This window comes from Thermoanaerobaculia bacterium, assembly GCA_035717485.1.
GTDB lineage: Bacteria > Acidobacteriota > Thermoanaerobaculia > UBA5066 > DATFVB01 > DATFVB01.
Map to the genome: position 1 here is coordinate 1 of DASTIQ010000043.1, position 10,568 is coordinate 10,568.

12 protein-coding genes are annotated in these 10,568 nt (G+C 70.2%); 7 read left to right on the top strand and 5 right to left on the bottom strand.

The window, feature by feature from the left end; translation table 11 throughout:
• Together VFS34_02205 and VFS34_02210 are read right to left on the bottom strand one after the other, a co-directional pair.
• A partial coding sequence (locus tag VFS34_02205; protein ID HET9793247.1) for a glycosyltransferase occupies nucleotides 1–841 on the bottom strand: 841 nt, incomplete at its 3' end.
• On the bottom strand, nucleotides 838–1,974 hold the full coding sequence (locus VFS34_02210; protein HET9793248.1) for a glycosyltransferase family 1 protein: 1,137 nt from the start codon (nucleotides 1,972–1,974) through the stop codon (nucleotides 838–840). The genes VFS34_02205 and VFS34_02210, both read right to left, overlap by 4 nt.
• Nucleotides 1,975–2,085: 111 nt before the next feature.
• Between VFS34_02210 and VFS34_02215 the strand changes: the two genes are divergently transcribed.
• The 7 genes from VFS34_02215 (at nucleotide 2,086) to VFS34_02245 (ending at nucleotide 8,045) form a co-directional block, all read left to right on the top strand.
• Nucleotides 2,086–2,640: a DUF177 domain-containing protein gene (locus VFS34_02215; GenBank protein HET9793249.1), complete on the top strand. Its 555-nt coding sequence runs from the start codon at nucleotides 2,086–2,088 to the stop codon at nucleotides 2,638–2,640.
• Nucleotides 2,641–2,642: 2 nt separating this feature from the next.
• A complete protein-coding gene (gene rpmF / locus VFS34_02220; GenBank protein HET9793250.1) occupies nucleotides 2,643–2,825 on the top strand; it encodes a 50S ribosomal protein L32 in 183 nt (60 codons plus the stop codon).
• A gap of 16 nt (nucleotides 2,826–2,841) precedes the next feature.
• Nucleotides 2,842–3,864 carry a phosphate acyltransferase PlsX gene (gene plsX, locus VFS34_02225; protein ID HET9793251.1) on the top strand — a complete coding sequence of 341 codons (1,023 nt, stop codon included), beginning with the start codon at nucleotides 2,842–2,844 and terminating at the stop codon, nucleotides 3,862–3,864.
• Between the two features lie 62 nt (nucleotides 3,865–3,926).
• Nucleotides 3,927–4,910: a beta-ketoacyl-ACP synthase III gene (locus tag VFS34_02230; protein HET9793252.1), complete on the top strand. Its 984-nt coding sequence runs from the start codon at nucleotides 3,927–3,929 to the stop codon at nucleotides 4,908–4,910.
• 3 nt (nucleotides 4,911–4,913) lie between these two features.
• Nucleotides 4,914–5,843: an ACP S-malonyltransferase gene (fabD, locus tag VFS34_02235; GenBank protein ID HET9793253.1), complete on the top strand. Its 930-nt coding sequence runs from the start codon at nucleotides 4,914–4,916 to the stop codon at nucleotides 5,841–5,843.
• Nucleotides 5,844–5,854: 11 nt separating this feature from the next.
• On the top strand, nucleotides 5,855–7,258 hold the full coding sequence (locus VFS34_02240; GenBank protein HET9793254.1) for an aminopeptidase P N-terminal domain-containing protein: 1,404 nt from the start codon (nucleotides 5,855–5,857) through the stop codon (nucleotides 7,256–7,258).
• Nucleotides 7,259–7,355: 97 nt separating this feature from the next.
• A complete protein-coding gene (locus VFS34_02245) occupies nucleotides 7,356–8,045 on the top strand; it encodes a formylglycine-generating enzyme family protein (GenBank protein ID HET9793255.1) in 690 nt (229 codons plus the stop codon).
• On the opposite strand, the gene VFS34_02250 is transcribed toward VFS34_02245, so the two are convergent.
• The 3 genes from VFS34_02250 to VFS34_02260 are packed head-to-tail and all read right to left on the bottom strand — an operon-like array spanning nucleotide 8,042 to nucleotide 10,468.
• Nucleotides 8,042–8,944 (bottom strand): dihydrodipicolinate synthase family protein, encoded by a 903-nt coding sequence (locus VFS34_02250; protein ID HET9793256.1) that lies wholly within the window; start codon nucleotides 8,942–8,944, stop codon nucleotides 8,042–8,044. The genes VFS34_02245 and VFS34_02250 overlap by 4 nt on opposite strands.
• Nucleotides 8,941–10,221: an FAD/NAD(P)-binding oxidoreductase gene (locus VFS34_02255; protein HET9793257.1), complete on the bottom strand. Its 1,281-nt coding sequence runs from the start codon at nucleotides 10,219–10,221 to the stop codon at nucleotides 8,941–8,943. Before VFS34_02255 ends, VFS34_02250 begins: the two co-directional genes overlap by 4 nt.
• Nucleotides 10,214–10,468, bottom strand: coding sequence for a (2Fe-2S)-binding protein (locus VFS34_02260; protein ID HET9793258.1), 255 nt, complete (start codon nucleotides 10,466–10,468; stop codon nucleotides 10,214–10,216). Before VFS34_02260 ends, VFS34_02255 begins: the two co-directional genes overlap by 8 nt.
• Between the last annotated feature and the right edge of the window lie 100 nt (nucleotides 10,469–10,568).

Here is a 10,568-nt window from a genome sequence, read left to right on the forward strand (position 1 = left end):
AGAACCCTTCCGCGAGAGTCGGATAGAGGAGGAACTCCGCGCCCCGGTACAGGGCGGGGAGGTCGCTCTCCTCGACGACGCCGATCCGTCGCACGCCGCCGTTCGCCGGCGCGGGAGCCGCCGGCGTCGGGCCGGCGAGAACCAGCTCGAGACCGTCGACCCGCGCGGCGCGGAATGCCTCGACGACGCGGCGGACGTTCTTGTGCGGTTTCGCCCCTCCGAGATACAGCGCGTAACGGCCGGCGATCGCGTATCGGTTCCTCACCCGGCTCACGTCTTCGTCCGGAACGCCCGTCCGGAAGGGGGGCGGCACTCCGTGGGGGATCGTCTCGAGCTTCGCCGCGACGGCCGGCGAGAGCTCCTCGAGCTCGCGGGCGACCGCTGCGGTCGGAGCGATCACCGCGGCCGCCGCGGCGAGCGCGCGCCGGATCATGATCCGGGCGTACGGATAGCGAAGGGGAGAGACGCCGTCCGCCGGAAAATCGAGATGGATCGTGTCGTGAATCGTGACGACGGACGCGGTCCCGACCCGCCAGGGAAGGACGTAATGCAGGGCATGGAACAGGTCGAGCCGCTCGCCGCGGATTCGCGCTCCGAAGCGGAACAGCTCGTCGGCGGAATATCCGGACGCCTTCTCCGGCACGAGGGAGAAATCCGGCGGAAGAGTCCCGAAGAGCGGTTCGTCTCCCGGCCGGACGAAGAGCGTGAACCGCGCGCCGGCCGCGTCCGGGAGCGCGGCGAGCGCGTCGACGAGTCCGCGCGTGTAGGTCCCGATTCCGTAGTCCCGCGCCTTCCGCGCGTCGATTCCGATCGCGGGCCGGCGCCCGAATCCGGCCGTCATCGTTCGCCGCGCCCGCCGGCGCTCTCCGCCGCGTCGCGCAGCACGCGGGCGGTCCGCTCGGCCGCCGCGGGCCAGCGAAACCCGGCGGCACGCGCGAGGCCGCGTTCGATCTGCGTTCGCCGCAGGTCCCGGTCGTCGAGGAACCGCGCGAGCGCGCCGGCGAAGCCGGCGACGTCGTCGGGTGCGACCGCGAGCGCCGCGTCCCGCGCCACTTCGAGGAGCGCGGCGGCGTTCGAGATCACCGCGGGCGTTCCGCTCGCCATCGCCTCGAGCACGGGGAGGCCGAAGCCTTCCTCGCGCGAGGGATAGCAGAACGCCTCGGCGGACCGGAGCAGCGCCGGAACGTCTTCGGCCGGCACGTAGCCGGCGCGGTGGATCCGCTCCGCGAAGGGAGATCGCGCGATTCTCGCCAGCAGCGCCTCCGACTTCCATCCTCCGCTTCCGGCGAGGAGGAGGTCGGGGCGGCGCGGATCTTCGCTCCACAGCCTCTCGCACGCGGCGACGAGGGTGCCGAGGTTCTTCCGCGGCTCGAACGTTCCGAGATGGAGGATGAAAGGGCGGCCCGCCGTCCGGGCCGCGCGGACCGAATCCGCTTCTCCGGGTTCGGCGGCGACGGGAGAGAAACGAGAATCGACCCCGTGCTCGATCACGGCGATGCGGGCGGCCACGTCGGGGAACCGCCGCGCGAGCTCGGCGGCCGTGGCCTGCGAGACGGCGATCACGCGCGCCGAACGCTCGAGAGTCTTTTCGATCCAGGGGAGGAACGCGACGATGGTCTTTCGCCGGTGCCATTCCGGATGGGTGAGCGGCGTCAGATCGTGGACGACGGGGACGTAGGGAAGGTCGATCCGGGCCGGAGCGATCGTCACGGCCGAGAGGAGGACGTCGCATCCTTCGGCGGCGAGGTCGCGGGAGAGGCGCGTCTGGAGCCAGACCGTGCCGAACCGGCGCCGGTTCGAGCCCGGCCGGAAGGACGAGGGGAGGCTTCCGGCGGAAAGGGAGATTTCCCGGGGCGCGAAGAGCGTCACGTCCACCCCGGGCAGCGCGGAGAGTCCGCGGGCGATCTGGGCGGTGTACACGGCGATCCCGGTGTGCTCGGAGAGCAGCGCTCGCGCATCGATTCCCACCTTCACGGCGTGCATTGTACGGGCCCCGATGCGCGGGACGCCGGGATTCGCGGAGCGAGCGGGCGGACCTCGCTGATTTGACAGAATCCCCGTATTTTCCTATCTTTACGAGTTCCGATGCCCGAGCCGCGCATTCATCTCGAAGGGGCGCGAGAAAAGCCCCTGGGGTTCTCCGGCGAGACGACGCTTTCCGTCGCCGATCTCGGAGGGGATCCCCTCGTCTCGCTCTCTCCCGTCCGGATGAGCGGGGTCATCTCCCGCGTGGACGAGGAGTACCTGATCGACGGGGAGCTGGCCTGGTCGGGCGAGCTCACCTGCTCGCGCTGCGTTTCCCCCTACGCCTTCGCCGAGGCGCTGCCCCTGCATCTTCGCCTCCGGAAGCGTCCGGCGCCCGCGAAGCCGGAGAAGGGGCGCGCCGGGGAGGAAGAGGAAGAGAGCGAGATGGATCCGGGCGAGCTCGACGTCGTGTTCTACGACGAGCCGATCCTGCCCTTCGACGAGATCGCCCGCGAGCAGGTCCTGATGGCGCTCCCGATGAAGCCCCTGTGCCGCGAGGACTGCCGCGGCCTGTGTCCGCAATGCGGCAAGGACTGGAACGTCGCCGAATGCTCCTGTGAAAGCCCGGTCGATCCGCGGCTGGAAGTGCTGAAGAATCTGAAACAAGAGGTCTGACGATGCCGAATCCGAAACACCGCCACAGCAAGGCGCGCCGCGACAAGCGCCGCGCCCACGACTTCCTGGCCGCTCCGGCGATGTCCGAGTGTCCGAACTGCCACGAGGCCAAGCTTCCCCACCGGGTGTGCCCGCACTGCGGCCACTACAAGGGGAAGGAAGTCATCGACGTCAAGAACGTCTGACGGCATCGCCCTCCCGATGAAGATCGCGGTCGATGCCATGGGCGGAGACCACGCTCCCGACGTGAACGTCGACGGAGCGATAGCGGCCGCCCGCGAATACGGAGTTTCGACGATCCTCGTGGGACAACGGGCGAAGATCGCCCCCCTGCTCGAGGGGAAGGACACGGGGGGCGTTTCGATCGACGTCGTCGAGGCTCCCGAAGTGATCGGCATGGACGAACCCGCGGTCGCGGCCGTCCGGAAGAAACGCTTCTCGTCGATCCGCGTCGCGGCCGGCCTCGTCCGCGAGGGAAAGGCCGACGGCCTGGTCTCGGCCGGCCACACCGGCGCGGCGATGGTCTGCGCCAAGATGGTGATCGGGACGATCGAAGGGGTCGACCGCCCGGCGCTCGCGGCGATCATCCCGACGGTGTCCGGCTTCTGCCTTCTCCTGGACGTCGGGGCGAATCCCGAGTGCAAGAACCACAACTTCCGCGAATTCGCCGTGATGGGCCATCTGTACGCTCAGCTCCTCTTCGGCATGAGCGCCCCGCGGATCGGGCTGATGTCGATCGGAGAGGAGGACACGAAGGGAACCGACCGGACGAAGGAAGCCTTCAAGGTCCTGAAGGAAACCGGGCTGAACTTCATCGGAAACGTCGAGGGAAACGACGTCTTCAACGGGCGATGCGACGTGATCGTCACCGACGGATTCACCGGGAACGTGCTGCTCAAGGCTTCGGAATCGCTCGCCGAGATGATCCAGAAGTCGCTCCGCGAGGAGATCACGAAGTCGGCGAAGGCGTCGATCGGGTTCCTGCTCTCGAAGTCGGCTTTCCGCGCGTTCAAGGCGCGCATCGACTACTCGGAGTACGGCGGCGCTCCGCTCCTGGGCGTCAAGAAGTGCTGCATCATCGGACACGGGCGCTCCTCCGCCAAAGCGATCAAGAACGCGATCCGCCTCGCCGCCGAGTTCTCGCGCAAGCGGATGTCGGAGCGCATCCAGGAATCGATCGCGGATCTGCATTCGCGCGAGCAGTCGCTGCTCGCGAAGTCGTAGCCGCGGACGCCCATCCGCGGGGACGGCCGAGGATCGCCCCGCCTGGTACATAATCGCCCGATATGTTGAGAGCAAAGGTTGTGGGAACGGGCTCGTGCGTGCCCGAGCGGCTGTTGACGAATGCCGATCTCGAGAAGATCGTCGAGACGTCCGACGAATGGATCACGACCCGCACCGGCATCAAGGAGCGGCACATCGTCCAGCCGGGAGAGAAGTTCTCGGACCTCGCGACGCGCGCGGCGGAGCGCGCGCTCGAGTCCGCGGGGGTGGCCGCGTCCGATCTCGACATGGTTCTCGTCGGGACGGTTTCCTCGGACATGCTGTTTCCTTCGACCGCGTGTCTCGTGCAGAACAACCTCGGCGCGGGAAAAGCCGCGGCATCGGACCTTTCCGCGGCCTGTACCGGGTTTCTCTACGGTCTCCATCTGGCCGACGCCCTGATCCAGTCGGGGAAGGCCCAGAACGTCCTTCTCGTCGGCGGAGAGATCCTCTCGCGCTACGTCGACTGGACGGATCGTTCGACGTGCGTCCTCTTCGGCGACGGAGCGGGCGCGGCGGTTCTCCAGGCGACGCGCGGCGATCACGGGATCCTCGGGTCCTCCATGAAGTCCAACGGCAACTACGGGGACTTCATCTGCATGCCGGGCGGCGGGTCGTCGCGCCCCGCCAACGATCCCTCCTCCATCGACGAGCGCCTGCCCTTCATCAAGATGAAGGGGAACGAGACGTTCAAGATCGCCGTGCGCGCGATGGCGGACGTCTCGGAAGAGGTCCTCGAGGAGCAGGGATTCACGCACGACGACATCCAGCTCTTCATCCCGCATCAGGCCAACGAGCGGATCATCGACGCGGTCGGCAAGCAGCTGAAGATCGACTCGAGGAAGGTCTACAAGAACATCGAGCACTACGGGAACACGTCGGCGGCGTCGATCCCGATCGCGCTCGACGAGTGCGCGCGAGGCGGGCGGGTGAAGGCCGGCGATCTCGTGCTGATGACGGCATTCGGCGCGGGCCTCACCTGGGGCGCGGCGCTGATGCGCTGGTAGACCGTGCCTCTCGCGCTCCTCTTTCCCGGCCAGGGATCCCAGTTCGTGGGAATGGGAAAGGACCTCTGCGAGGCCTTCCCGGAGGCGAAAGCGGTCTTCGACGAAGCCGACGCCGCGCTCGGATTCCGGATCTCGACGATCTGTTTCGAGGGGCCGGAAGAGGAGCTGAAGCGCACGGCGAACACGCAGCCGGCGATCCTGACGCATTCGATCGCGGCGCTCCGCGTGCTCGAGGCGCGTCGGCCCGAGCGGCTCGCGGGAGCGGCCGCCGCGGCCGGTCATTCGCTCGGCGAGTATTCGGCGGGGGTGGCGGCGGGCGCGTTCTCGTTCGCCGACGCCGTCCGGACCGTCCACGACCGCGGGAAGTTCATGCAGGAGTCCGTGCCGGAGGGCGTCGGCGCGATGGCCGCGATTCTCGGACTCGCGGCGGATGCCGTCGCGTCCGCCTGCGACGATGCGGCGGTCGAGACGGGAAAGATCGTCGCCCCCGCCAACTACAACTCGCCGGAGCAGACCGTGATCGCGGGGCACGCCGAGGCGGTCGCGCGGGCCTCGGAGCTCTGCCGCGAGCGCGGCGCGAAGAAGGCCGTCCCGCTCCCCGTCTCGGCCCCCTTCCACTGCGCGCTCATGCAGCCGGCGGCCGAGCGGCTCCTCCCCGTCCTCCGGGGGCTGGCCATCGCGGATCCGCGCCTCCCCGTCGTCACGAACGTGGACGCCCGGGAAGCGACGAATTCCGAAGAGGTCCGCGCCGCCCTCGCGCGGCAGGTGGCGTCCCCGGTCCGCTGGGTGGAATCGGTCGAGCGGCTCGGCGCGATGGGCGTCACCGAGGCGCTCGAGATCGGGCCGGGCGCGGTGCTCGCCGGTCTCGTCCGACGCATCCGGAAGGATATTCCGGTCACCCCGGTCGGAAAGGCCGACCAGATTCCAGCCTGAAGGAGGGAAGCATGCGAGGAGCCTGGATCGCCGCCGCCGCCATTCTGGCGGCCTCCGCCGCCGGAGCGGCTTCGCCCACCCCGACGACCGGACCGGAATTCTTCGCGGCGCATCGCACGGCCTTCGAAGCGGCGATGCCCGCGGGCTCGATCGCCGTCTTCCACGCCGCTCCCCCGGGGACGACGGAGGTCGACGCCCTCTACCGGCCGAGCTCCGACTTCTGGTATCTGACGGGGCTGTCCGAGCCCGAAGCGATCGCGGTGTTCCGTCCCGGAGCGCCGGAAGGATCGCGCTATCTCCTCTTCGTCCAGCCGCGCGATTTCGCCTCCGAACAGTGGACCGGGTGGCGCGCGGGGGTCGAGGGCGCCAAATCCGAGTTTCATGCGGACGCCGCGTACCCGGCGGCCGACTTCTGGAAGGAGGTCCCGAAACTGTGGGCGGGGGCGCGCCTGCTTCTCTGGAGCGACGGCGGCGACTCCGGATTCCGCGCGAAGCTCCAGGAGGCCTGGGGAGCCGCCGACGCCCAGTCGGCCGAGCTCCGCCCTTCCGCCGACGTCGGCCCGCTGGTCCACCGGATGCGCCTCGTGAAGGACGCCACCGAGCAGGCGCTCCTCCGGCGCGCCGCCGAGCTCTCCGCGGAGGGGCACGTCGCCGCGATGAGGGCGGTTCGTCCCGGGAGATACGAATACGCGGTGCGGGCCCCCCTCGAATCGGTCTGCACGTCGGGGGGAGCCCTCCGGATGGCGTACCCGTCGATCGTCGGATCCGGCCCGAACTCCGTGATCCTGCACTACGAGCGGGACGATCGCCGCATGAACGCCGGCGACATGATCGTCAACGATTCCGCCTGCGAGTTCGACATGTACGCGGCCGACGTCACGCGGAGCTACCCCGTGTCGGGGACGTTCTCGCCCGAGCAGCGCGCGATCTACGACGTCGTCCTCGCCGCGCAGAAGGCGGGCTTCGCGAAGATCCGGCCGGGCGCCGCCTTTCACGAGGTGCACGATGCGACGGTCGACGCGGTGGTGGACGGGTTGCTCCGCCTCGGCATCCTCCGCGGCGACCGCGCCGAGATCATGCGGACGCGCGCCTACACGGCGTTCTATCCCCACGGATCGTCCCACTGGCTCGGGATGGACGTTCACGACGTCGGAAGCTACGGATTCTCGAATCCGGACGCTCCCCGTCTCGAGCGCTACTCCCTGGCGCAGACGCGGCTCGAGCCGGGAATGGCGTTCACGGTCGAACCGGGGATCTACATCCCCGAACACGCCAAGGGCGTCGATTCGAAGTGGTGGAACATCGGCGTGCGCATCGAGGACGACGTGCTCGTGACCTCCTCGGGAATGGACTGCCTTTCCTGTTCCGCGCCGCGGGAGCCGGCCGACGTCGAGAAGACGATTCGCGGCCGCTGAGGCCGGGGCCGTTCTCGGCCTGGCTCTCGCGATCCTCGCTGCGGCGCGGGCGGCCCCGACTCCCGCGCGGACCGCCGCGCCGTCGACGATCCCGCTCGTGCGAGTTCCCGCGGGGAGCTTCGTGATGGGGAGCTCCGCGGGCGAGCCGGGCCGGAGCGCCGGCGAGGTCCCGCACCGCGTGACGATCTCGCGTCCGTTCTGGCTCGGCCGCACCGAGGTCACCCAGACCCAGTGGATCCGCGTGATGGGGGGGAATCCGAGCCGGTTCGCCGGGTGTCCCGAGTGCCCGGTCGAGAACGTGACGTGGTTCGACGTCCAGAAGTTCCTCGAGAAGCTCAACGCGGCCGCGGGAGGCGGGTACCGGCTCCCCACGGAAGCGGAGTGGGAGTTCGCGTGCCGGACCGGGGAGAGCCCGAACGCCGCGCGGATCGACGACGCTCACGCGAACTTCGACGCCCGGTATCCCGTCCGCGGGGGCCGGCCGGGCCGCTATCTCGGCCGGCCGGTTCCGGTCGCGAGCTTTCCGGCGGACCGGCTCGGCCTCTTCGACATGAAGGGAAACGTCTGGGAATGGTGCGCCGACGGCTATGCTCCCTACCCCCCGGGTCCCGCCGCCGACCCCGTCGGACCGGCCTCCGCGGAGAAGAAGGTCATCCGCGGCGGGAGCTGGTACTTCGACGCCGCCAGCTGCCGGTGCGCGGCGCGGTACTCGCACGCGCCGGGGGATCGCGGTTTCAGCCTCGGGTTCCGGGTGGCGCGGGACGAAGGCCCGTCGGGGCGCCCCTAGAGCGTCACCCGCGCCCGAACCGCGGCGCGGATCACTTCGAACGCGGCCTCGCGTTCGTCTCCGACGAGCGTCAGTCTCGGCGGGCGGACGCGCTCGCTGCCGCGGCCGACCTCCTGTTGAACGAGCTTGATCAACTGGACGAACTTCGGGACGGTGTCGAGCCGGAGAAGAGGGAGGAACCATTCGTAGAGGCGGCGCGCCTCTTCGTGGTCTCCGCGCATGGCGAGGTCGAAGAGCAGGACGGATTCGGCGGGGAAGGCGTTGACGAGCCCGGCGATCCATCCGACGGCTCCGGCGGCGACGCCCTCGACGATCAGGTCGTCGACGCCCACGAAGACCGCCAGCCGGTCGTCGGCGATCTCCCGGATCGCCGTGACACGCCTCACGTCGCCCGCCGATTCCTTGACGGCGTGGAGGTTGGGATGCCGGCGCGCGAGCATTGCGATCTGGGCCGGAAGGAAGTCGGTGCCGTACGCGATCGGATTGTTGTAGAGCATGCAGGAGAGCGCGGTCGCGTCGAGGACGGCGGCCGCGTGCGCTTCGCTCTCTCTCGCATCCCCGCGGTAGACGTACGCGGGGAGGACCATCAGCCCGTCGCAGCCGGTCTCCTCGGCGCCCTTCGCGAGCGCGACGCATTCGGACGTCGACAGCCCCGCGACCCCCGCGACGACGGGCGCGCGCCCGGCGGCCGCCTCGCGGCACGTCTGGAGGATCGCGAGCTTCTCGTCGAGGGTGAGCGTCGCGGATTCTCCGAGGGAGCCGAGCGCCACGATTCCCGAGCATCCCTTGTCCAGCAGCCAGCGGACGTGCTCGCGCAGGAATTCGAAATCGACGGCGAGGCCGTCGCGGAACGGCGTCGTGATCGCGGGAAAGACCCCCTTCCAGCCGGTTCGGTTCATTCACCCTCCTTGCTTTGCGGCGCTCCGGCGTCGATCGCCGCGAGCGTCCCGATCGAAACGGGCGAGATCGGCACGCGGACCGTATCCGATTCCCAGCCGAAAAGGTATCGGAGCGCCGGGCCGCACACGCGCCCCTGGCATGGTCCCATTCCGGCCCGCGTCGCGAGCTTCGCTTCGCGGGCCGATCCCATGCCGGCGACGGCGCTCGCGGGGACGTCCTCGCAGCGGCAGACGATCGTGTCGGGCCGGGCGAGGGCCCGGAGCTCCTCCCGGAGCCCGAACGCCCGGGAGAGGGCGGCCGCATGGCGCCGTCCGCGCCGTCCCGCCGCGATCCGGCCCGCGCGCGGCGACCGGTCGGCCGCGGCGCATCCCGCGACCTGGCCCTCCGCCAGCGCCTTTTCGACACCCCCGATCCCCGACGCCTCGCCGGCGCAGAAGACGCCGGCGACCGACGTGCGCTGCAGCCCGTCGACCGCGACGGCCCCGCCTTCGATCCGGCATCCGATCAGGCGGGCGAGTTCCGTCGCCGGGACGAGGCCGAATCCGGTGCAGAGCACGTCGCAACGCTCCGTCCAGGTCTTCTTTCCATCCGTCATCACGACCTCTTCGACGCGGTCCGTTCCGCGCGCCTCGACGGCCCACGTTCCGAAGCGATACGGGGTGCGAAGGAATGCGCGTCGGTACGCCACGGCTTCGGCGAGCAGTCCCGGGTGTCCCGCGAGGCCCGCGGCGAACCGGAAGACCGACCCGGCGGGAGCCTGCTCGGCGACGAGAGCGACTCCGGCTCCGCCGCGGGCGAGCGAGGCCGCGACCGGAAGGAGGAGCGGCCCGGATCCGGCGATCACGACCCGCCGCCCCGAGAAGGAAACGCCCGACTTCAGGAGCGCCTGGGCTCCGCCGACACCGATCACGTTCGGAAGCGTCCAGCCCGGGAAGGGGAGGAATCGTTCGCGGGCCCCCGTCGCGAGAACGAGCGCCTTCGCCGATACGGCGATGGGTCCGGCCTCGGTTTCGGCGGAAAGCGTCAGCGAATCGGAGACGGCGTAGGCCGACGCGGCGCCCAGCCGGACGGCTCCGGAGCGGGTGAGGCGCTCGAGCCATCGCCGAGCCTTCGGGGGGATCCCGCCGGGCCGGTGCCGCCAGATCTGTCCGCCCGGCCGCGCTCCTTCCTCGAGGAGGAGCACCCGCTTTCCCGCCTCCGCCGCGACGGCTGCGGCCGCGACCCCCGCCGGTCCGCCCCCGACGACGGCGACGTCCGCCGCGAGCGGGTCAGCCACGCGTGTCGATCCGCATTCCCGCGGCGACGTCGATCATGCAGGAGCGGCGATGCGCGATTCCGTCGATCGTCACCCGGCACTCGTGACAGATCCCCATCCCGCAGAGCGGTCCGCGGGGAGCACCGGTCACCGAGGTTCGGAATGCCGTGATGCCGGCGTTGACGAGCGCCGCGGCGACGGTGGTTCCTTCCTCGGCGGAGATCGCGCGCCCGTCGACGACGAGCCGGATGCGGGAGCCGTCCGTCATGCGGCCGCCGCCGCGCGATTCGGGTCGAACGGCGCCGGATCGATCGCCGGCTTCCGCCCGGCGACGAGATCGGCGAGCAGCCGCCCCGTCCCGAGGGACG